Annotated in this window: 24 protein-coding genes and 1 other annotated feature; of the genes, 1 reads left to right on the top strand and 23 read right to left on the bottom strand. The window is 59.8% G+C overall.

The window, feature by feature from the left end; translation table 11 throughout:
* Positions 1–28: 28 nt before the first annotated feature.
* Positions 29–181: a hypothetical protein gene (locus tag FOI68_RS23380; RefSeq protein ID WP_162836745.1), complete on the top strand. Its 153-nt coding sequence runs from the start codon at positions 29–31 to the stop codon at positions 179–181.
* A gap of 278 nt (positions 182–459) precedes the next feature.
* Here FOI68_RS23380 and FOI68_RS09065 read toward each other — a convergent pair whose 3' ends face one another.
* The 23 genes from FOI68_RS09065 to FOI68_RS09175 all read right to left on the bottom strand — a co-directional run bounded on the left by FOI68_RS09065 (position 460) and on the right by FOI68_RS09175 (position 20,539).
* Entirely contained in the window at positions 460–1,116 is a 657-nt protein-coding gene (locus FOI68_RS09065) for a PilZ domain-containing protein (protein WP_143862911.1), read from the bottom strand.
* 7 nt (positions 1,117–1,123) lie between these two features.
* Entirely contained in the window at positions 1,124–2,401 is a 1,278-nt protein-coding gene (obgE, locus tag FOI68_RS09070) for a GTPase ObgE (protein WP_029097466.1), read from the bottom strand.
* A 13-nt stretch (positions 2,402–2,414) separates the two neighbouring features.
* Positions 2,415–2,999, bottom strand: a complete 585-nt coding sequence (locus FOI68_RS09075) for a Spo0B domain-containing protein (RefSeq protein ID WP_029097467.1) — start codon at positions 2,997–2,999, stop codon at positions 2,415–2,417.
* A 133-nt stretch (positions 3,000–3,132) separates the two neighbouring features.
* Positions 3,133–3,432 (bottom strand): 50S ribosomal protein L27, encoded by a 300-nt coding sequence (gene rpmA / locus FOI68_RS09080; RefSeq protein WP_029097468.1) that lies wholly within the window; start codon positions 3,430–3,432, stop codon positions 3,133–3,135.
* A gap of 1 nt (position 3,433) precedes the next feature.
* Positions 3,434–3,787, bottom strand: coding sequence for a ribosomal-processing cysteine protease Prp (locus FOI68_RS09085; RefSeq protein WP_029097469.1), 354 nt, complete (start codon positions 3,785–3,787; stop codon positions 3,434–3,436).
* 18 nt (positions 3,788–3,805) lie between these two features.
* Positions 3,806–4,117, bottom strand: a complete 312-nt coding sequence (gene rplU / locus FOI68_RS09090) for a 50S ribosomal protein L21 (RefSeq protein ID WP_029097470.1) — start codon at positions 4,115–4,117, stop codon at positions 3,806–3,808.
* Between the two features lie 10 nt (positions 4,118–4,127).
* Positions 4,128–4,206: a sequence feature (ribosomal protein L21 leader region), on the bottom strand.
* A gap of 52 nt (positions 4,207–4,258) precedes the next feature.
* Positions 4,259–5,806: a ribonuclease E/G gene (locus FOI68_RS09095; protein WP_143862912.1), complete on the bottom strand. Its 1,548-nt coding sequence runs from the start codon at positions 5,804–5,806 to the stop codon at positions 4,259–4,261.
* Positions 5,807–6,017: 211 nt separating this feature from the next.
* Positions 6,018–6,854 (bottom strand): M50 family metallopeptidase, encoded by an 837-nt coding sequence (locus FOI68_RS09100; protein WP_255433413.1) that lies wholly within the window; start codon positions 6,852–6,854, stop codon positions 6,018–6,020.
* Positions 6,847–7,626, bottom strand: coding sequence for a M23 family metallopeptidase (locus tag FOI68_RS09105; RefSeq protein ID WP_143862913.1), 780 nt, complete (start codon positions 7,624–7,626; stop codon positions 6,847–6,849). Before FOI68_RS09105 ends, FOI68_RS09100 begins: the two co-directional genes overlap by 8 nt.
* 182 nt (positions 7,627–7,808) lie before the next feature.
* Positions 7,809–8,009 (bottom strand): cold-shock protein, encoded by a 201-nt coding sequence (locus FOI68_RS09110; protein WP_029097474.1) that lies wholly within the window; start codon positions 8,007–8,009, stop codon positions 7,809–7,811.
* Positions 8,010–8,242: 233 nt separating this feature from the next.
* Positions 8,243–9,379, bottom strand: coding sequence for a rod shape-determining protein RodA (gene rodA, locus FOI68_RS09115; RefSeq protein WP_044899561.1), 1,137 nt, complete (start codon positions 9,377–9,379; stop codon positions 8,243–8,245).
* A gap of 130 nt (positions 9,380–9,509) precedes the next feature.
* The gene (gene minD / locus FOI68_RS09120) at positions 9,510–10,304 is read right to left on the bottom strand and encodes a septum site-determining protein MinD (RefSeq protein ID WP_029097476.1); all 795 of its coding nucleotides are present in this window, start codon (positions 10,302–10,304) and stop codon (positions 9,510–9,512) included.
* A 28-nt stretch (positions 10,305–10,332) separates the two neighbouring features.
* Complete coding sequence (gene minC / locus FOI68_RS09125; RefSeq protein WP_029097477.1) at positions 10,333–11,001, bottom strand: septum site-determining protein MinC; 669 nt, start codon at positions 10,999–11,001, stop codon at positions 10,333–10,335.
* Between the two features lie 89 nt (positions 11,002–11,090).
* The gene (locus tag FOI68_RS09130) at positions 11,091–13,544 is read right to left on the bottom strand and encodes a peptidoglycan D,D-transpeptidase FtsI family protein (protein WP_143862914.1); all 2,454 of its coding nucleotides are present in this window, start codon (positions 13,542–13,544) and stop codon (positions 11,091–11,093) included.
* Positions 13,545–13,598: 54 nt separating this feature from the next.
* Positions 13,599–14,123 (bottom strand): rod shape-determining protein MreD, encoded by a 525-nt coding sequence (gene mreD, locus FOI68_RS09135; protein WP_035300256.1) that lies wholly within the window; start codon positions 14,121–14,123, stop codon positions 13,599–13,601.
* Positions 14,123–15,190 (bottom strand): rod shape-determining protein MreC, encoded by a 1,068-nt coding sequence (gene mreC / locus FOI68_RS09140; RefSeq protein WP_143862915.1) that lies wholly within the window; start codon positions 15,188–15,190, stop codon positions 14,123–14,125. Before mreC ends, mreD begins: the two co-directional genes overlap by 1 nt.
* 14 nt (positions 15,191–15,204) lie before the next feature.
* A complete protein-coding gene (locus FOI68_RS09145; protein ID WP_029097480.1) occupies positions 15,205–16,248 on the bottom strand; it encodes a rod shape-determining protein in 1,044 nt (347 codons plus the stop codon).
* Positions 16,249–16,357: 109 nt separating this feature from the next.
* The gene (gene radC / locus FOI68_RS09150; RefSeq protein ID WP_035300258.1) at positions 16,358–17,056 is read right to left on the bottom strand and encodes a RadC family protein; all 699 of its coding nucleotides are present in this window, start codon (positions 17,054–17,056) and stop codon (positions 16,358–16,360) included.
* A 106-nt stretch (positions 17,057–17,162) separates the two neighbouring features.
* Entirely contained in the window at positions 17,163–17,747 is a 585-nt protein-coding gene (locus tag FOI68_RS09155) for a Maf family protein (RefSeq protein ID WP_143862916.1), read from the bottom strand.
* 12 nt (positions 17,748–17,759) lie between these two features.
* Positions 17,760–18,050 carry a DUF4321 domain-containing protein gene (locus FOI68_RS09160; RefSeq protein WP_338010424.1) on the bottom strand — a complete coding sequence of 97 codons (291 nt, stop codon included), beginning with the start codon at positions 18,048–18,050 and terminating at the stop codon, positions 17,760–17,762.
* Between the two features lie 232 nt (positions 18,051–18,282).
* Positions 18,283–19,527: a hypothetical protein gene (locus tag FOI68_RS09165; protein WP_143862917.1), complete on the bottom strand. Its 1,245-nt coding sequence runs from the start codon at positions 19,525–19,527 to the stop codon at positions 18,283–18,285.
* A gap of 59 nt (positions 19,528–19,586) precedes the next feature.
* Complete coding sequence (locus tag FOI68_RS09170) at positions 19,587–20,195, bottom strand: prepilin peptidase (RefSeq protein ID WP_231558806.1); 609 nt, start codon at positions 20,193–20,195, stop codon at positions 19,587–19,589.
* Between the two features lie 89 nt (positions 20,196–20,284).
* On the bottom strand, positions 20,285–20,539 hold the full coding sequence (locus tag FOI68_RS09175) for a hypothetical protein (protein ID WP_035300264.1): 255 nt from the start codon (positions 20,537–20,539) through the stop codon (positions 20,285–20,287).
* Positions 20,540–20,703 lie beyond the last annotated feature (164 nt).

A 20,703-nucleotide genomic window follows, 5' to 3' on the forward strand; every position in this document is an offset into this window, starting at 1 on the left:
ATCCTGAGCAAAGCGAGGTGAGTGACCGATGGCAGGACGCGGCAAGACGGACAAATCGGAGCGCCGGAACAATCACCCCGCCGCCAGGCCGAGCGATTTGGACCAGTTCGGCGACAACACGCGGGGCAAAAAAATCGCCCAGTCTCCCCACGTTGTGGAGGATCCGAGCGGCAACAAGTAAACTGGCACAGCGAAAAAGTATGCCTGACCCCAGGCATACTTTTTTGGCCCTGTATTCTTCCATTTATTTCCTGTCAAGTGCGCGATGATCGCTTTTCCCTGAGACGTTCACGCATTCGTTCTCGCCGCGGTGGGAACCGCGCGAGTCATTCGCTGCGTCCGGAATGCGCGCTGCACAGCCCCGTCCCATCGGCCATGCTGCCGGCGGAGCAAACCGTTTCGATCAGGCAGCGTTCCGGCCGGCTGCGGAAACGCGCAGCGCACAAAAAAATCCGCCCCCTATCGGGGAGCGGATTGCGCCAGTTTTTCGTAATAGCTCTGCAGCACGTGGCGATGTTTTTCCTCCATATCGGTGATGACCAGCTTCAGCACCGTCGAGCCGTCCTGAAACGTCTTCTCCACCACTTTGGTCATCGCCACCGGCTCCTGCTTGTAATGCGGAAGCAGAAAGGACAAGTGCAAAAAATCGCCGACGGAGACGAAACCGTCCGTGCCCACAATCAGATGCGTCGGGGAAAAACGAAGCAGGACGCCTTCCCCGTTTTCTTCCATGGGTCGGGCTCCCATGATCTTGTACGGGACGTTGATGACAAAATCCGGCTGCAGGAGCGGCCGCTCGCCCTTGGCTTCCTGCTCGATGCCCACCGGCACCAGGCGCGCCAGCTTCACGGGCCACACCGCCTGTTCCTGCACCACCTGCAGACTCAGCCAGGTAATCGCTTCATCCGTTTCCAAGCGCAGACGGACGACCGTTCCCAACAGGGAGACGGCCGCGTCGCCCTGCACGTACGAGAGGATCAGATAACCCGAATGGACATGTTCGACGATGGCATCGAGCGGCTGTTTCGCCGCTGCGGGCGCCACCAGTTCAACCGCTCCGCCCCGCTGCAGCCGCTTGTCCGCAATAAACGGGGTCAGGGAGGGTACGTCTGCCATACTGTCATCACTCCACAAATTCAAACTCGAAATCACCGATGCGGACGGTGTCGCCATCCTTGGCCCCGCGCCTGCGCAGGGCTTCGTCCACGCCCATGCTGCGCATCATGCGGGCGAAGCGCTGAACGGAATCGTAGCTGTTCAGGTTGGTCATGCGGACCAGCTTTTCAATTTTTTCGCCGCTGACGACGTAGACCTCGTTGTCGCGGGAAATCTCAAACGGCTCCGGCTCTTTCTCCGCGCGGAAGACGACGCGCTCTTCCACCTCCGCCACTTCTTCGACGGTCGGCTTGTCCGGCAGCGTCTCCAACAGATCGGCCACGGCGTGCATCAGCTCCTGTACCCCCTGACGGGTAGCCGCCGATATTTCGTACACGGTCACACCGGGCACCTGTTCCTGAAAGCGGCGCAGATTCTCCTTCGCCTCGGGCAGGTCCATCTTGTTGGCGGCGACGATCTGCGGCCGCTCTTCCAGCTTCAGGTTGTAGAGCTTCAGCTCGCGGTTGATCTGATGGAAATCCTCCACCGGGTCGCGCCCGTCCACGGCCGCCATGTCGATCACGTGGACGATCAGACGGGTCCGCTCCACGTGGCGCAAAAACTGGTGACCCAGTCCCACACCCTCGTGCGCCCCTTCGATCAGCCCCGGCAGGTCGGCCATGACAAAACTGCGTTCGCCCAGATCGACCACGCCCAGGTTGGGCGTCAGTGTGGTAAAGTGGTAGGCGGCGATCTTCGGCTTGGCCGCCGTTACGCTGGCCAAGAGCGTCGATTTGCCGACGCTGGGATACCCGACCAGTCCGACATCGGCAATCAGCTTCAGCTCCAGTCTCACATAGCGCTCTTGTCCCGGTTCGCCGTTCTCCGAGATGTGCGGCGCCGGGTTGGCCGGTGTGGCAAAGCGGATGTTGCCCCGTCCGCCGCGGCCGCCTTTGGCGATGACGGCCCGCTGTCCGTGCTCCACCAGGTCGGCGATGATTTCCCCGGTATCGTCATCAATCACGGTCGTCCCCGGAGGAACCCGCACGACGAGGTCTTCCGCCCCGGCTCCGTGCTGCCCTTTATTGCGTCCGTTTTCGCCGCGCGGGGCCTTGAAATGCTTCTGGTAGCGAAAATCCACCAGCGTGCGCAGCCCTTCATCCACGACGAAGACCACATCTCCGCCGCGCCCGCCGTCACCGCCGGCCGGCCCGCCCAGCGGCACGTATTTTTCCCGCCGGAAAGAGACGGCCCCGTTTCCGCCGTCTCCGCCCTTCACGTAAATCCTTACCTGATCGACAAACATGCTGTCACCTCTCTCATTCCGCCACTGGAACAACCGTTTCCAGTACCCATTCCTCGTCCGTATGTATGCACGCGGTGACCTTCACCGGAATCCGACTCTTGTCACGTACCAGTTTTTCCAGTTCGCCCTGCCCGGATGCACGCAGCTTCCCGGCCAGGTCAAAGCGAAAATGGATGCCCTGCTCACCCCGGTACAAGGTGATTTGCATGCTGGCCGGTTCAAATTCATTCCGGTCCAGGTGCTCGCGGACCGTGAACACAATGCCCGCCACCAACTGAAACAGGTCGTGCTCGTCTGCCGCTGCCTTCCGCAGATCGACTTCGCTGCAGACGTCCACCTCCAGCAGCAGGTCATTGTTCAGCGCGTTAAACGTCAAAAAGAAGACGGACAGCAGCGAGCTGTTCAGCCTGGCCACCATGCTTTCCTGCATGGCCAGCTCCGCCACGCGTTTCAGGTACTTTTCTCCTTCCTCCAAGCGGCCCAGACGCAGGTAGCCGAGCAAAACCTGGACATGGTTCAGCCAGTCGTGACGCTGCCGGTTCAATACGGCCAGCAGTTGATCTGTTTGCTGCGTGAACAGCGTGCGCTCGTCCCTCATCTTCCCCACCCAAACCGATAAGAATTTCTTTCTTGTACCATTGTACCACACGGGCGTAGCGACTGAAAGAAATCCTCAGTGCCGGACAAAAAGAAAACCCAGCGACAAGGCTGGGTTTTCGTCTCCGAACTATTTACGCTTGAGAAGCGACCGGCTCGATCACCACTTGTTTGCGATCGCGGCCCAGACGCTTGAAGCGAACGATGCCGTCGGCCGTTGCAAACAGCGTGTCGTCGCCGCCTCTCATGACGTTAGCACCCGGGTAGATCTTCGTACCGCGTTGGCGTACGAGGATGTTGCCAGCTTTCACGAATTGACCGTCGCCGCGCTTCACGCCCAGACGTTTGGAGATGGAGTCGCGGCCGTTCTTGGTGGAACCTACCCCTTTTTTGGAGGCGAAGAACTGCAGGTCAACAGGGAACAGGAATTTCATATCAGGCACCTCCTTGCCATTTTGAATCGTGAATCGCCACGTATTTTCCGTTCGTTTCGGCTACAACAAACAGGGCAACAACCATGCTCTCAGCCAAGAGCTGCTGTTTCTCATGAAGGCGGGCGTCGTCGAGACGGCCCACTCTCCAGCGGAGAAACCCGCCCTCCTCTGCTGCGTGCTGAACGTCCGGAACAAATCCGAGCAGTGGCTGAATCGAATTGACGATCCCGAGACTGACCGCGGACACGGCTGCACAGACGATGTCCGATCCGTGCCTGCCGGCGTTGGCATGTCCCGAAATCGCAATCTCTTCAATCTCGCTGTGCGCATTGCGCTGAACGGTTACGGTAATCATCTCGGTGCGTCACCAAAATTACGCGTTGATCTTTTCGATCACAACTTTGGTGAACGGTTGACGGTGACCTTGTTTGCGACGGTAGTTTTTCTTGGCTTTGTATTTGTACACGATAATTTTTTTGCCTTTACCGTGTTTTTCTACTTTGCCGGTTACCGTTGCGCCTGCTACGGTAGGCGTACCTGCCGTAACTTTGCCGTCTTTGCTTACAAAGAGAACTTTGTCGAAAGTAACAACGTCACCTTCGCCTGCAGCCAGTTTCTCGATGAAGAGAACCGAGCCCTCTTCCACTTTGTATTGCTTGCCGCCGGTTTCGATAATTGCGTACATGTTGTGCACCTCCTATACTCAGACTCGCCTGTGCAGGTGCGCCGCGAACGGCGTCTTGTCCAACCTGATTCGAGCGGTTACAGTATGCGCGAGGCATAGCTGCATGACAGACATTAGGTTACCATACTTGCCGCCGCACAGTCAAGGCATTTCCGATTTTTCCCGATACAGCCGTTCCGCTTCTTCGCTGCGGCCGGCGTACAGGATGCGGTATCGCTCGGGCGGCAGCCGGTCGGAGCGCAGCACGTACAGATGCAGCGGCCGCTCCCGCTCCTCGTGCCCGCCGGCCGCCAAGCGTTCGTACAGCCGGGCCGGCACCTCGACCAGCGCCGCTTCCGCCTCCTGGCTGCGGACAAGCCCGCTCAGCTCGTCGAACAGACGGCGCTCCAGCTCGTCGACGGAGAGGACCCGTCCCGTTCCGCCACAGCAGGGGCACGGCTCCGTCATGCGTTCGGCCAGGCTGGCCCGCACTCGTTTGCGGGTCAGCTCGACCAGGCCGAGCGCGGTCATTCCCAACACCGCCACTGGCGCCGTATCCTTGGCCGCTTCGGCGCGCAGCGCAGTCAGCACCCGCTCCCGATTGGCCGCTTCCTGCATGTTCACAAAATCGATCAGGACGATTCCTCCGATGTCGCGCAGCCGCAGTTGACGGGCAATCTCCCGCGCTGCCTCCAGATTGGCGGCGGTCACGGCCTGTTCGCGCTGCTGTCCCCCTTTTCCGCTAAAGGCCCCCGTGTTGACGTCGATCACGGTCATCGCTTCCGTGCGGTCAAACACGAGATGGCCGCCGCTCGGCAGGGGGATGCGCCGCTGCAGCGCCCGGTCCAGTTGGGCCGCCACGCCGAGCCGCTCAAACAGCGGTTCCCTCCCCTGATAGCGGCGAAGCTTGTCCGCCGCGCCGGGGAACAGCGCCTCCGCCAGTTCCCTGACGCGCTGAAAGGCGGCCGCCTCTTCGACGACGATTTCCTCCACGTCCTCCGCCCCAAAGTCGCGCAGCGCGGCCTCGATCAGGTCGGCATCGCGGCAGATCAGGCACGGGGTTTTCCGCCCGGCGGCCGACGCGAGCGCTTCCCGCCAGCGCTTTCGCAGATAGGCAAGCTCGCGGGCCACCTCTTCATCGCCGGCATTCTCGGCTTCCGTCCGCACGATCACCCCTTCGCCGTCCGCCAGCAGTCCGGCGGCCAGCTCACGCAGCTTCCGCCGCTTCGCCTCGTCCGCAATCTTTCGCGAGACCGAGACGCGGGCACCCGGCTCGACCGGTACGCCTGCGCCCGGAAGGCCGCTCGCCGACATCCCGGCGGCTCGTCCCTCCGGAGGCAGGTAGACCAGCAGACGGCCAGGGATGCTGACGCGCGTCGTCACTTTTGGCGCCTTCCCTTCCGCGGCTTCCTTGCTCACCTGCACCAGCAGCGTTTCACCCACTCTCACCAGCTCGTTGATCGGGCGCTTTTCCGTTCCGTGAAACGGCGGCAGGGCATCGTCCACGTACAGGAAGGCGTTTTTCCCCTGGCCGATGTCGACAAAGGCGGCCTGTATCCCCGGCAGCACATCCGTCACCCTGCCCCGGTAGACACAGCCCGCCAGCGGTTCCGTCTCCGCCTGTTCGCTGCGCCATTCGACCAGCCGCCCCTGTTCAAGCAGCGCCGCCCGCAGCCAGCCGCCGGCCCCGCTGATAGCCACCTGTTTCACGCCGTTCCTCTCCTTTTTCCCTCGCGTAAAGACGGATGGGCCGGCTGGACGGCGGCCTCCTGTCCGCGTACGTCCACGCCATGCCCGCCATGGCTTTGGCGGGGTTCACATCATCGCTTGCATCAAACGCGCCGCTCCCAGAGGGAAACGGCGCTTGCAACACGTACTCTACCACAGCGGAGGCGGAAAGAAAAGCGGCGGGACCGCCCGCTCACACCAACTGCCCGACGGCGGTGTCGTGCTTTTTTTCAAACAGCAGCGCATGCAGCAGCCGCTCCTCGGCCAAGAGGCCGCTCCCCTGCACGTAGACCAGGTGGGAACAGCCGCGCCGCAGCAGATGAGACACTTCCATCGCCGTCGACTCGGGCGGGACGGTCAAGGCCCGCACGCCGTACTCTTCCGGCTGGCGCGCGTACTTTTCCATCAGAAAACGGATGAATTGGTAGGGAAAGCGAAAAAAAGCCTGGATGTTTACGGCCAGCAGGTACACGGCCACCACGGCGACATTCGTCTGCAGGGCAAGGACGGACAGACCCAGCATCAGCGCGGCCAGCATGGCGCTCAGTGCCAGCGACGCGATGGCTGCCCGGCGGTACGGCATGTACCAGCAGAGGATCGCCTGAACGATCCGCCCCCCGTCCAGCGGCCAGATCGGCAGCAGGTTGAAGCCGGCGACCGCCACGTTGCCGGCCAGGAAAAACCGGGCCCACTCGTCCGTCCAGATGCCAACATGCCAGCATACCAGGGAGACCGCGATCATGACCACGTTGAGAAACGGGCCGGCCAAGGCCACCACAATCTCGTCAAGCGGGTCGGCCGCGTAGGCTTCCTCCATCGTGGCAACGCCGCCAAACGGCAGCAGCTCCACTTCGGTGACGGTCCAGCCCAGCTCCCTGGCGACAGCGACATGACCGATCTCGTGAATCAGCACGATCACGAACAGGGTGATGACCTCCCAAAACTTTCCCAGCAGGAGCGACATGCCGATCACGATCCAAAACAGCAGGTGAATGCGCAGGCGGATGCCGAACGGGCGCCACTCATTCAAAGGAGATCACTTCCAGCGGGTCGATCGCCTGCTCCTGCGCCCGTGCCCCCAGGTACAGATACCGGGCCGTCTCATTAACCGCACGCGGGACGCCCACCACCTGTCCCGGCTGGAGAAAGTCGTTCACCGCGACCTGAATCTTCTCCAAATTGCCGAACCACATCTCACGTCCCTGGGCCAGACGTACCACGACCGTCGTGCCAAAACCGGGCTTTTCCCCCACGAACGTCACCCACCCGGCCTCTCCCATCGTGACCGCGCCGCCTGTCCCCGTGCTCAGCACAACCTTGGCGCTGGCGGAGTCAAAGGGCTTCACCACTTTCCACGAAGCCGGCCATTTCCAGGCTTTCTGCGTGCTGGACCCGCTCACCGGAACCGCCTTCTTGACCGACAGGGACGGCAGCAGCGCCGGCAGTGCCCCGAAGCGCGCTTCGTACCAGTCGGCCACGCCGGCAAAATTAAAATCGCGCGTCATCACTTCGCGCGCCGATTTTTTCCAGTCCAACGGAACGACGGACGATTGGAAAACCAGATAGGCCATGCCCACCAGCAGCGCGGACGCGAAGATCTGGATGCCCCATTTTTCCCGGGGAGGCAGTTGGGGCATGGTGCCGCTGTTCCGGCGGGAAGCGTACGGGAACGGGTCGGCGTCGGGGTCGATCGGATCTTTCCAGTCGTCGACAAACGGAGCCAGACTGTCGCGCGACTGCGTGCGAATCCGCTCCATCCGCTCCCGCCTCCTCTCTTTGACACGATCCACTTCGTCGAACATGTCCCATCCCTCCGATGGCCAAGCATTTGTACCATCTTATGACTTGTCTGCCCGCATTATAACCGGCGCGGCAGGCTGCGAGAGGGACGGATGCCGGCGGATCGCGGGGGCCGCTGCAGCCAGCCCCGACACGCAAAAAAGCAGTCTCTCCATCGAGAGACTGCTTTCTGATTTGCCGGCGTTTACAGTTTCACAACGTTGGCAGCTTGCGGTCCGCGGCTGCCTTGGACGATTTCGAACTCAACCTTTTGACCTTCTTCCAGAGTTTTGAAACCCTCTGCCTGGATTGCGCTGTAGTGTACGAATACGTCATCTCCGCCTTCTACCTGGATGAAGCCGTATCCTTTCTCCGCGTTGAACCATTTTACAATACCTTGTTGCATGAAACAAAACCTCCTAAACATGCGCCCGAATCGGGGCGAAAAAGTGTTCCGTTAACCTGTTTTTACAGAGGAGTTTTTGCCGGTATGGAAAAAGTCGTACCGAGCCGAGATTTGACCACATGGTGGCGTCTCTCAACAAGGTACGACTCCACAACCCATATCAAATCACTACAGCTAGTAAAACTGGTTAACTTAGATTGAGTGTATCACATCCGGATCGGTTTGTCACGCATTTAGTCAAAACGCAGTGTGTCCTTGCGCATCCCGATGTTCAGGACGACGCCGATGATCAGAAAGTTGGTCAAAAGCGAGCTGCCGCCGTAGCTGATAAAGGGCAGCGGGAGCCCGGTGATGGGCATCAACTGGATGGTCATGCCGATGTTTTCGAAAACCTGGAACGTCAGCATGCCGACCACCCCCGCCACCACGTAGGAGCCAAACGGATCTTTTGCCTCCATCGCGATGCGAATCATCCGGTAAATCAGGAAGAAGAACAGGATCATCAGCACCCCTGCCCCGACGAAGCCGAGCTTTTCCGCGATGACGGTGAAGATGAAGTCGCTTTCGCCGACGGGGACCCAGCCGAAACTGGCCTGGGTCGGCGTGTCAATGCCTTTGCCGAACAGTTGGCCGGAGCCGATCGCGATCAGCGATTGCTTCAATTGAAAACCGCGCCCCATCGCTTCCAGGTCGGGGTTCAACCAGAACTTGATCCGATCCCACTGATACGGCTTGATGATCTTGAAGAAAATCGACTGCTTGTAAAAGTACAGAAGCGTCATGACGCCGAAAAAGCTGCCGACGAGCGTGCCCAGGTAGAGCACGTGTTTGAGCCGGATGCCCCCCACGATCAGCATGGTGGCCAGAATGCTGCAGTACACCAGTGCGCTTCCCAAATCGGGCTGCACCAAAATCATCAACATGGGCACGGCCACGATGAGCCCGACGGGAATGAGCTGATAGAAATACCGGAACCGCTCGGGATCGTCAGCCTTGTTGGACAGGTAGCGGGCCACCGTCAAGATGGTAAACAGCTTCATCGGCTCGGACGGCTGAAACAAAACGCCCCCCGGCAGGCGGTACCAGCTCGTCGCGTTGTTGATGGGCTCCGTCTGGTACACGCCGATCAAGAGGATGATGCCGATGGCGTACAAGACGTACGACATGGAGTAATAAAGCCGATAGTCGAACAGCAGCGTAGCGATAAGCAGCATGAAACCGATTGCGTACCAGAGCATCTGCTGGTTGGCTTTGTCGACGCCCGCGGCTGAGCCGGCGATGCCGATGTAGCTGTAGACGGCCAAGCCAAACAGGATCATGACAATCGGCCAGTCGATCGATTTGAGATGTCGTTTTTCAAGGTCAAACATAGTCCTTCCTTCGTCCTCCCTGGCTCCCCTTCTCACGAGGGACACGGCTTCCTGGAATCCGCTGCGCATCCGCGCCGATAAGAATGAAAGAACAGGAAAACTCCTGTTCTTTTGGTATGGCAAAAACGCTTTATTTCAATCCGAAAAACCTGCGCACCTTTTGGAGCACGCCCGTCTTTTCCTGCAGCGGCTGAAGCGGCACGGCTTCGCCCAACAGGCGGCGGGCGATGTTGCGGTAGGCGATGGACGCACGGGACTCGTGGTTCATCACCGCCGGCTCTCCCTGGTTGGCCGATTTGATGACATAATCATCATCCGGCACAACGCCGATCAAGTCAATGGCCAACAAATCCAGGATATCTTCCACATCGAGCATGTCGCCGTTTTTCACCAGGTGCGGCCGCACGCGGTTGATCACCAGCTTGGGCATGCCGACCTGTTCCCGTTCCAAAAGCCCGATGATCCGGTCCGCGTCACGGACGGCAGCTTTCTCCGGCGTCGTGACCACAATCGCCTGGTCCGCGCCCGCCACCGCGTTGCGGAATCCCTGCTCGATCCCGGCCGGGCAGTCGATCAGGACGTAGTCAAACTCCCGTTTCAACTGCGTGATGATTTCCTCCATCTGTTCGGGGGAAACCGCCGACTTGTCCTTGGTCTGGGCGGCCGGCAGCAGGGACAGGTTTTCGAACCGCTTGTCCTTGATCAGCGCCTGCGGCAGTCGGCAGGTCCCTTCCGCCACATCCACCAGGTCGTAGATGATGCGGTTCTCCAGTCCCATGACCACATCCAGATTGCGCAGTCCGATATCGGTATCGACCATGCAGACTTTCTGGCCCAAGAGAGCGAGCGCCGTTCCCAAATTGGCGGAAGTGGTCGTCTTGCCCACGCCGCCTTTTCCTGATGTTACGACAATTCCAATACCCACGTCCGTTCCTCCTCTTACCCTCAACGCCTCACACTTTTTTCGCGCCCAATTCGGGGCGAATCCGGGGCAGATAGTTCATTTTGGCTACCAGCATGGTGCCGTCCTCCAGATAGGCGAACTCCGTGCCGCCGTTTTTCGCCCACTCTTCTCCCGGCCTGCTGATCACTTCCGCGATGCGCAGTTGGGTTGGATTCATGACCGCGGCGGCGATGATCACCTGCGTATCCCCATTGATCCCGGCGTGGGCGTACCCGCGCAAATGGCCCAGCACGTAAATGCTGCCCGTCGTCCGCACGATGCCTCCCGGGTTGACGTCTCCCAGAAGCAGCAGATCGCCGTCGAACTCCAGCACCTGCCCGGCGCGAACCGTGTGTACCTGGACGGAAAAAGTCGATTTGAGACGTTCGGCAAACGCTTCTTCCTTGGTGATCACGTCCGCTTCGATCGTGTGGATCACCAGATTGCCTTTTTGCCGGATAATTTGCGTCAACTGCTCCTGCTGTTCAGGGGAGCAGTACCTTTTTCCCAATTTAATCGAAACGCGAATCAACGGACCCGACAAGATCTGTTGATGGCTGTGCTCTATCTTTTCACGCAAATCGGCCAGAAGTTCGTCGAAGGAACAGGCGTCATCCATGAAAAAGACGAGACCATCTTTTGTTCCCTTGATCGTGACCTTGTTTTTCACAGTCGTCACCTGTTTCACCTCGACCGATACCATTCGCCACTATTACAAAAGATTCCTGCTCCGGTTAAAAAAATTGCCGAACGCAGTCGGCTGCGGCATCAGCGCTGATCGGCCGCAGCCGGCTGCTGCTGCGAAGCGGCGTGAGAGGCGGGAGCGAGCACGCCCGGATACATTTCGTTGTACGCCTCCAGCAGCCTGCGGGCAATCGGACCGGTGGCGTCCGAACTGGACGTGCCGTTGCGCAAGCTGTCGGGAGCGAGCACGACAAACACCAATTGCGGGTTCTCGTACGGAGCGAATCCGACCAGCAGGGCGTTTTCCGCCTTGCGCCCGGTCTGCGCCGTCCCCGTCTTGGCCCCGACGTTGAACGGAAGGCCCTGGAACGTGCGCGCCGCCGTACCGCCGGGCTTCGTCACTGCCAGCATCCCTTCCTTGACCACCTGGATGTACTTCGGATCGACGTTGACCCGGTTCAGCACTTGCGGTTCGACCACGGTCAATGTCTGCCCGGGCTGTTTCGGGTCCGTCGTGCCGCGGCGAATTTCATTGACCAGATGCGGCCGCACCCGGTATCCGCCGTTGGCGATCGTGGAGACGTACTGGGCGATCTGAATCGGCGTGAACAGGTCGTATTGGCCGATGAAGGCGTCGGCCAGGTTGCCGTAGTGCGTGTAGGGGTTTTCCCATCCCGTTTTCTCGCCGGGAAGATCGATGCCCGTCTTGACGCCCAGTCCGAACTGCGCGTTGTAGTAGTCCAGCACGGAGAACTGTTCGGACCAGTGGTTTTTCGCCCGTCCCGCCAGGCGGATCGCCATCTCGTACATGTAGGTGTTGTTGGACACCGCCAGCGCGCGGCGGGCGTTGACCGCCCCATGTCCGCCCGGTTTCCAGTTTCGTTTGAACGTGTTTCCCACCTTGAGACCCCCGCGGTCGATGATGGTCTCGTTCGGGGTGGTAAGTCCCTCGTTCAAGGCGATCATCACCGACATGGGCTTGTAGGTGGACGCCGGAGGAAACGGCGTGTAAATGAAGCGGTTTGCCTCGTTGGGCAGGATGACCGACGAATACACCTCGTTAAACTTCTTGCGGTCGTAGTACCAGTTCACATCGTAATCCGGATAGCTGGCCATCGCCAGGATTTCCCCCGTGTTCGGGTTCATCACCAGGACGTGGGCCTCCTTGAATTCCTTCGGCGTGGACGGTTTGCTTTTGAACTTGAGGAACTCCTCTCTCAAAATGGCTTCCACCTTGCTCTGGAAGCGCCAGTCCATCGCCAGCACCAGATCGTTGCCCGGTTCCGGCTCCCGGCTCATCCGCTTCTCGACCGTCTCCGAGTTCTTGTTGACGTGCACTTGCATCACGCCGTCCTTGCCGCGCAGATAGCGCTCGTAATACGCCTCCAAACCGGTCACGCCGACGCGGTCGAACGGATTGTATCCCTGCGCCTGGTATTCCTTCAACTGCTCCGGCTTGATGGCGTTGATATAGCCGAGGAAGTTGGTGCCAAACGGCGTTCCGTCCACGTCCTCGATAATTTTCCGCACCGGTTCCAGCACAACGGAAATGCCGGGCAGCTCGGACAGACGCTCCTCGATTTGATACCGCTCCTGATCCGAGATGTTCACCTTTACCCGGCGCGGGATGTAGCTCGGCATATGCGGAGAGCGCATTTCCTGCAGCAGGGAAAGCTTGTGCCACTGGAACTGGCGCTGCTGGTCGTTGAGCGGCAGCTTTACGTCCAGGTCAAAAATGGCCGCGTAGCGCAGCAGTTCCGTATCCGATTTCTGCTTCAAATCCTCGGGGTTGGGCAGAATGTTGATCTGGTATTTCACCTGCTTGCTCAGGTCGTCCCGGTACTCTTTGTCCAGCGTCAGCTTCAGTTCCACGTTGCTGGCGATGGCGTATTTCAAAAGCTCCGTATCGGACATTTCGTCCAGCGCCGAGCGCTGTCCCGGGTCGTTCAGCTTCGCTTTGAGCAGACTCAACGCATTTTTCCGCGACGTGTCGTCAAACGGGGAGCGCACATGCAACCCGACGTACAGCGCCGTCTTGACCAGTTGAAAGTCGGACATGCCGTCGATCTGGCTTACCTTCGGCACCTGCTGCAGCTTGGGCACGATCTGCGCGATCAGCTTGTTCGTGTCCTCGGGGCCAAACGCAACCGGCAGCGTGGAGCCCAGTTCGACCGTCTTTTTCAGCAGTTCCTTGTCCGTCCCCATTTTCAGGCCGTCCATCGTCAGGATGCGGGCCAGCCGATCAGCCACCTTTTCCTCGTCGATTTCCTGCCCCTGCTCCTCCACGTAGGTGACCGTGTACACCGGCTTGTTGGAGACCAGCACCTCGCCGTTTCGGTCCAGGATGCGGCCGCGGGGGGCGGAAATCGGCAGCTCGCGGATGCTGAATTTCTCCAGTTCGTGTCGGTACTGCTCCCCTTCCACCAGTTGGACGTAGGCGAGACGCAGGATGATGGCGGCAAAAAACAGGAACACAAGCAAAAACAGAACATTTAATCGAACGGGAATGTCCGACTGCTGTTCTTTCTTTTCGTCCACGACCCCTCTCCTCCTTTCCAGTTCCCCGCCGGGATGACCCGGCCGCTTGCGCCGCTACTCCAACGGGAGGTCGCGCTTGGACTGCACGGATTCGCACAGACGCTTGATCGGTGTGTAGATCACCAGGGCAAACAGCACATTCAGCGCGACGGTCGGCAGGATCTGCCGGTTGAGCATCCACTGCACGTCAACCGGTGCCGTGGTGAACAGCAGATGGAGGCTGTACAGCAGCCACTCGTGGGCGAACAGGATCAGGCTGCACGTGACAAACACCATCCCGAAGCCCCGCTGAAACAACAAGACGATCAATCCCGCAAAGTAGCTGGCCACCATCATCGTCATCATGTACAGGCCGATCACCTGTCCGTACAGCACATCCTGCAAAAACCCGAGCGCCAGTCCGTAGTAGAGTCCTTCCCGCCGTCCCAAAAACATCGAAACGAGAATGGTGCCGACAAGCGCAAAGCGGGGTACTGTCATCAAAGACAGACCCCATTTGTCAGGCAAAAAGACCTGAACCAGCGTTCCTTCCAGAACAAACAGCAAAAGCAGCGTCACAGCGAGGAGAAACCGCGGCATTACTGTCCACCTCCGCTGTCAGCCGCAGCCGCGCTTCCCTGCCCGCTGGACGGGGCAGCGCCGCGGCCCGATGCTGCGGACGGCTGCGACTGCTGGGCTGCCTGCTGCCGCGCGGCTGAACCTACTTGTTGAGACGCCTGCTGCTGGTGCAGAGCCGTCTGCTGTCCCTGCGGCTGATTGGGGATCAGCTCGCCGGTGGGCGAGAAGGAGAAGTTGCGCTCTACCACCATCACTTCGTTCAGTTGGGAAAAGTCGGCGCTCGGCTGGATATAGGCGGTCTGCGTCAGTCCGTAATCGTCAGGCTGGACCCGCACGACGTATCCAACCGGCAGATTGGGCGGAATCACTCCGCCAAATCCGGAGGTAATCACCTGCTGCTTTGGCTCGATTTTCTCTCCCCAGGGAATTTTGCGCATGACAAGCAGGCGTTCCTGCGAATCGTATTCTTCAATGACACCGCTGACGGGATGGTGGGTAACGGTGCCGTTGACCGTCTGCACGGTTTGAATCGTGGCCGAGATGTTATCACGCCGCTCGTAGCTGGTCAAAAGCTCCACGGTGGCGGAAAAGTTGGCCACGCTCTGCACCCGACCGATCAATCCCTTGGCGGTCATGACCGCCATGTCTTTCTTGATGCCGTGTTTCAGACCCTTGTCGATCGTGATGACGTTGTTCCAGGTGTCCGGATTTCTCGCCACCACTTCGGCGTAGCGAAGCTGATAGGAGTTTTTCAACGACTCCTCCGCTTGCAAAAGCTTGCGCAGGCGTTCGTTTTCCGCTTGGAGCGCGTGCAGCTCCGCCGTCATCCGGGCGTACTGGTCCAGGCTTGCCTTCAGCGCCCGGTTTTCTTCGTACACGTTGTACGCGTCGCCAACTTCTTGAAAAAAGGTGGAAACAGCCTGGGCAGGGCGGTAAAAGATCCCCTGCACCACGCTGAACACATCCTTGAAAAACATCTCCGGCCAGGTCAGGCGAGCCCGTTCCCGGGACGTAAAGCCCACGATGGAGATCAACAGGACCAGGCCCACAAGCACAATAATCAGCCGCTTGTTCCCGAAAAACGACATGCCGCAACCTCCGTTTATTTACCGCGCTTTTGGCGGGAAGAGGTAATTCCGTGTTTCGATTTGAACAGATGGAGGTTTTCCAGCGCGCGGCCGGTTCCGATCGCGACACAGTCCAGGGCGTTTTCCGCCACGTGCACCGGCATGCCGGTTTCCTTGCTCAGCAGGCGATCCAGATTGCGCAGCAGCGCTCCGCCGCCGGTGAGCACGATGCCGCGGTCCATGATGTCGGCGGCCAGCTCCGGCGGACTTTTCTCCAGCGTTACTTTCACGGCTTCGACGATGGCCGCCACCGTTTCCGCCAGCGCTTCGGCAATCTCCGCGCTGCTGACGGAAAGTGTTTTCGGCAGCCCGGTCACCAGATCGCGCCCGCGAATCTCGACGGTCTCCAGCTCGTCGGGAGCGACGGCGGAGCCGATTTCCAGCTTCAGCGTTTCCGCGGTGCGCTCGCCGATCATCAGGTTGTACTTGCGTTTGATGTATTGAATGATGGCCTCGTCCATTTCGTCACCCGCGACGCGGATGGACCGGGACGTCACGATGCCGCCGAGGGAGATGATCGCCACTTCCGTCGTACCCCCGCCGATGTCCACGACCATGCTGCCGGTCGGTTCCCACACCGGCAGGTCCGCGCCGATCGCTGCGGCAAACGGTTCTTCGATGGTGTACGCTTCCTTCGCGCCGGCCTGTTTGGTGGCGTCTTCCACGGCCCGTTTTTCCACCGCGGTAATGCCGGACGGAACGCAAACCATCACGTTGGGGCGGCGGCTGAACAGCCCCTGGTTCTTCTGCGCCTGGTTGATGAAGTAGCGCATCATCGTTGCCGTCGTGTCAAAATCGGCAATAACGCCGTCCTTCATCGGGCGAACGGCGACGATGTTGCCGGGTGTACGGCCAATCATGCTCTTGGCCGCGTTCCCGACCGCTTCGATGGTGTTGGTGTCGGTGCGGATCGCCACGACGGACGGTTCGCGAACGACAATTCCCTTTCCTTTTACATAGACCAGTGTATTGGCAGTGCCGAGGTCAATCCCCATGTCACGAGAAAATCCACCAAACATAAAAAAACTCCTTCCGCTTTTGTCCGGTTACAAACCTATGATGAGAAAAAAGCTCTGGTAAAGCATGCTCGGTGAAGCCGGTCCTTCTTGCGGAGCCGGTGCCCGCCCGTTACAGGTAGCCCTGCTCTTTCAAGCTGACGTACCTGGCGTCACCGATGATGATGTGGTCCAGCAGGGTAATGCCGAGCAGTTCGCCGGCTTCCCGCAGGGTGTGGGTAATGGCGAGGTCTTCCCTGCTGGGCGTTGGGTCGCCGCTGGGATGGTTATGTAAACAAATGACCGACGCGCTGCTGCAGCGAATCGCTTCTTTGAATACTTCCCGCGGATGCACGATGGAGGTGTCCAGGCTCCCGACAAAAATCGTCTTCTTGCCGATGACGTGATTTTTGGTGTTGAGGAACAGACAGACAAAATGCTCCTGCGTCAGATGGCCAAGCTCCGGAAGCATCAGTTCCGCCACGTCGCGCGGCAGACGGATGGACGCACGGCGCTGCCCCGAACCCCCCAGAAGTCTGCGCCCCAACTCGAACGCAGCATGCAGCTCGATCGCTTTCACCTGTCCGATTCCCTTCAAGCGGGTGAGTTCGGCGTGAGAGGCTTGGGCCAGGCCGCGCAAGTCGCCAAACGTAGCCAGCAAGCGCTGGGCAAGTTCAAACGACGTCTCCTGTTCACTGCCCGTGCGCAATAGGATCGCGAGAAGCTCGGCATCGGACAGATGGCCCGCTCCTTCGCGAAGCAGTCTTTCCCTTGGACGGTCATAGTAAGGGACGTTTTTCTTGCGCGTTTCGTTACAGGTGGTTGCCGACATTTTTTTACCGCCTCCAGCAAAACGTGATCGGTTTGCGGAAACGGCTGGCAGAGAAGCGTCCTGAGCGGGGAGAGGCCGTTGCCGCGGTGTGCGCAGCACTGCAGCGTTACAGCAGGGTGATCCCAAAGCGGGAAAGCATGCCGGCCGTCAAGCACAGCGGCAGTCCGACCACCGTAAAGTAGTCGCCTTCGATGCTTTCCACAAGGGTGGAGCCAATGCCTTGAATGGCGTAGGATCCGGCCTTGTCCATCGGTTCCTTGGTCGCGATGTAGGAGCGAATTTCCCGCTCGGTCAGCGGGCGAATCCGCACCGCGGTCTTGCTGTGAGCCACCTCGAAGCGGCCGGTCGCGGCATCGATCAGGGCGACGCCGCTGTACACGGTATGCTCCCGCCCCTGGAGCGCGGAGAGCATGCGAAAAGCGTCCGGCTCGTCAGCCGGCTTGCCCAAAATACGTCCGTCCAGGACCACGACGGTATCGGAGCCAAGCACGACGCCGGCGTCGAGGCGGGAAGCGACGGCCCGCGCCTTGCGAAGGGCCAATTCTTCCACCACCGCTTCCGGGGACATTCCCGGCTGCGTCGTCTCGTCCACGTCACTGGTCATGACGGTAAACGGCAGACCCAACGTCTGCAGCAGTTCCCGCCTCCTCGGCGACGAGGAAGCCAAAATGAGTGATGTTTCTGTTGTCATGTCATGTTCAACCTACTTCATTCTGCGATATATCCAAAAGGCGAGAGCAAGCCCTCCCATACTGGCCAGATTTAGTTTTACCTGAACGGTAAGGTCGTACTTCAGGATTTCCAAATCTGCCGCTGGGGTCCATGATATCTCTTTGCTCTTTGCGAGAAACGGGATCCACGGTCCCAAAATCTCTCCCAGGATACTGCCGCATAACATCCCGGAAATCAAAAGAAGCAGAAGCGTAAGTGTTTCTTTCCCCTTCAAATCCCTCATCTCCCTCTTGTCTCTGCGTCCGAACCACCTTCCCCGCATCCGTCCCGCATGGGTGCGGCGCAGCCGACGACGGCTGCCCGACCGGTGCCGTGCGGCAGCCCGGCAGCACCGGAACGAAGCTGTTCGAACATCTTTTTCTCTCAAGGGATTTCTTTTTTGCCAACCATAAGTGTAGCAAATGGGACAGGGCGAAACAATCCCTGATGACTACTGTATGAAAAGAAAAAACTTCCTGCAAGAAAACCTGCATGGAAGTCTTGGTTTTGCGCCGTTATTCCTCCGCCTTCACCTGCCGGACCCAGTTGGCGTAGTTCTCCCAGAACGTCAGCACGCCTGCCTGCACCTGCCAGGCGTACGATTCCGCGCTGGCCGTCTTGCTGCCGGCAATCGCCTCCGCCATTTTGTCGCGGGCCTGCACCGCCTGGTTCATGCCGTTGACCATTCCGGCGAACAGGGACTGCCACGACTCCGGCGCGGAAACGGCCCGGCTCTGCTCCAGAAAGCGGCGGTGCTGTTCCTTGAGCGCGGACGCCTCCTCCGCGGACAGCGCCGGCTGGGCCGAGCTGATCACGTGACCGGATTGGCCGGCCAGGGTGCGGGCCATCTCCAGACCGGTTTGGAAAAACGCGTTCAAATCCGCCGGTTGGGCTGTCCCCGCCGCTCCTTTTACAGAGACGCTCCCGGAGAAGCCCGGCAGGACCAATTCCTTGACGTAGACGTCCATTCCCCTTGCCTTCAGGCTGCTGGCAAATCCGAGCACGGCGTCACGGGTGGGTGCCGCGGCGGCAAACAGATACTGTTTGTCCTCCCCCTTGTACAGAAAGTGCGGGATGCCCGCTTTGTCCAACGGCTTGATCGCCTCTGCGGCGGACGCCTCCGGTTGAAACACTCCGGTCTGGGCCACGTGCAAACGCTCCTCCGGCAGCCGCAGCTCCACCGCCTGCTCCGTGCCGGCCGCGTTTGTCCCCGCGGCTTCGGGAGGGGTCGGTCCGGCTGCTTTCATCCCGTCCGTCTTTCCTCCCGTCCCCCCGGCCGAAAACGTCGTCACGGTATCGCTCAACACGCTTTGATACGACCGGGAAAGCTGCTCTTCGCCAAACACGCTGAGCACCAGCAGTCCGAACACCAGCCCGATCGCCACGGCGCCGCCGGTGGCAAACAGGTTTTTTGCTACCGTGCCTTCACGCATCCATCCCGGCAGGACAAACCGGCCGCGTCCGAGACGGCCGCTCCCCTCCTCATCCGGGGAGAACTCCACCTCCCGCTGCGGCTCGCCGCCGCTATCCCGCTCTCCCGTCACCTGCGGGTTCTTTCCGCGAAGCTCTCTCAAGAGCGACCACGCATCCTCTTCCCGCGACGTTTTGACGGTCGGAACGGGAGGAATCCCCGCCGCCTTCCGCCACTCGATCGGGGGCTGTCCTCCGTCCGCCTGCCCCGTTTTCTTCTCCGTCCGGCTTCCTTCCCACCGCTCGCCGTTCAATTTTACCGTCACCTGCGTTTTTCTCTGCCCGCTCACGACAACGCCCTCCTCCAAACAGGCTCTGTTTGTACCAGTGTACGTCGGACAGGGACAGGTTATGACAGCACGTGGACGGCGAGGACGCCCGCGCATAGAAACGGGGCAAACGGCAGCGACGCCCCCCGTCCCGCCCGTCCGCCGAGCAGCATCAGGACGCCTGCCGCCAGCGCCAGCGCGCAGCCGACGGTAAGTCCACCGGCAAACGTCCGCCAGCCGACCGCCGCCGCCAGCACGCCCGCCAGTTTGGCGTCCCCCATCCCCACCGCGTCAGGCCGAAGCGCGGAGATGGTCCCGAACAGCAGCAGTCCGAAGCCCCCTGCCAACAGCGAGGAAAGCCAGACGTCCGAATGCTCCAGCCAACGCAGGCCCGGCAGGACGGGCAGCGCCGCCAGCAGGACGGCGTTGGGGATGCGCCTGAACAGAACATCCGTCAGGGAAACCAGCAGACAGAATACAATGAGTAGGAGGGTGGGAAGCTGCTCTGTGATGCCTCTCCCGTCCTGCATCCGGACGATGGCAAACAGGATGCCGCAGAGAAGCGACACAGCCGCCCGGTGGAAAAGCGGAGAGCGGCAGGGAGCGGACGGGCCAAAACGACAGGCCTGTCTCCAGACGTACCAGCCGGCGGCAGTACCGAGGCCGCCCGCGAAGAGCGCTCCCCACATGTCCACAGCGATGCTCCCTCCCCGTTTTTCTTCCCTGCAACGATTCTATTTCCTTGCAATGGGACAAAAACAGAGCGCGGCCGCACGCGTCAATCCAGCGATCTCGTTTTTCGCAGGCCATGCTCAAACTGGTGCAGGTGGTCTATGCGCTCGTTGACGTATCGGAAATCCTCTTGCCATCCCTGCTTCTGCGTTTCCTTCACGATTTCCGCCTTCTTTTCCAGCGCCTTGATTTCGTTTCGCAGGGCGATGATGATATCCAGAAAGGTGTCCATGTTCATCTGCCGGATTCTCTGAATAAACTGCCATTCCGCCTCCGTCAACCGATATTGTTTGTTTGCCACGGACGTATCACCTTTGCCAAATGTGTCAATTTTGAATCATCTTGTTTCAAAATGTAGACGATTTGACGTCGTACTTTATATAATCGTATTCGAATATACTTATGTCAACGCCGTATTCAATAAAAGAGAGGAATGCACGCCATACTACCATGAAAGAATTCCCT

The organism is Brevibacillus sp. LEMMJ03, from assembly GCF_007197875.1.
In the GTDB taxonomy this organism is placed as follows: domain Bacteria; phylum Bacillota; class Bacilli; order Brevibacillales; family Brevibacillaceae; genus Brevibacillus; species Brevibacillus thermoruber.

Bases quoted from the DNA above. Each gene is read 5' to 3' on its own strand.
- FOI68_RS23380 (WP_162836745.1), top strand. From the start codon at position 29: ATGGCAGGACGCGGCAAGACGGACAAATCGGAGCGCCGGAACAATCAC.
- FOI68_RS09065 (WP_143862911.1), bottom strand. From the start codon at position 1,116: ATGGCAGACGTACCCTCCCTGACCCCGTTTATTGCGGACAAGCGGCTG.
- obgE (WP_029097466.1), bottom strand. From the start codon at position 2,401: ATGTTTGTCGATCAGGTAAGGATTTACGTGAAGGGCGGAGACGGCGGA.
- FOI68_RS09075 (WP_029097467.1), bottom strand. From the start codon at position 2,999: ATGAGGGACGAGCGCACGCTGTTCACGCAGCAAACAGATCAACTGCTG.
- rpmA (WP_029097468.1), bottom strand. From the start codon at position 3,432: ATGAAATTCCTGTTCCCTGTTGACCTGCAGTTCTTCGCCTCCAAAAAA.
- FOI68_RS09085 (WP_029097469.1), bottom strand. From the start codon at position 3,787: ATGATTACCGTAACCGTTCAGCGCAATGCGCACAGCGAGATTGAAGAG.
- rplU (WP_029097470.1), bottom strand. From the start codon at position 4,117: ATGTACGCAATTATCGAAACCGGCGGCAAGCAATACAAAGTGGAAGAG.
- FOI68_RS09105 (WP_143862913.1), bottom strand. From the start codon at position 7,626: ATGTTCGACGAAGTGGATCGTGTCAAAGAGAGGAGGCGGGAGCGGATG.
- FOI68_RS09110 (WP_029097474.1), bottom strand. From the start codon at position 8,009: ATGCAACAAGGTATTGTAAAATGGTTCAACGCGGAGAAAGGATACGGC.
- rodA (WP_044899561.1), bottom strand. From the start codon at position 9,379: ATGTTTGACCTTGAAAAACGACATCTCAAATCGATCGACTGGCCGATT.
- mreD (WP_035300256.1), bottom strand. From the start codon at position 14,123: ATGCCGCGGTTTCTCCTCGCTGTGACGCTGCTTTTGCTGTTTGTTCTG.
- mreC (WP_143862915.1), bottom strand. From the start codon at position 15,190: ATGTCGTTTTTCGGGAACAAGCGGCTGATTATTGTGCTTGTGGGCCTG.
- FOI68_RS09145 (WP_029097480.1), bottom strand. From the start codon at position 16,248: ATGTTTGGTGGATTTTCTCGTGACATGGGGATTGACCTCGGCACTGCC.
- radC (WP_035300258.1), bottom strand. From the start codon at position 17,056: ATGTCGGCAACCACCTGTAACGAAACGCGCAAGAAAAACGTCCCTTAC.
- FOI68_RS09155 (WP_143862916.1), bottom strand. From the start codon at position 17,747: ATGACAACAGAAACATCACTCATTTTGGCTTCCTCGTCGCCGAGGAGG.
- FOI68_RS09160 (WP_338010424.1), bottom strand. From the start codon at position 18,050: ATGCGGGGAAGGTGGTTCGGACGCAGAGACAAGAGGGAGATGAGGGAT.
- FOI68_RS09170 (WP_231558806.1), bottom strand. From the start codon at position 20,195: ATGTGGGGAGCGCTCTTCGCGGGCGGCCTCGGTACTGCCGCCGGCTGG.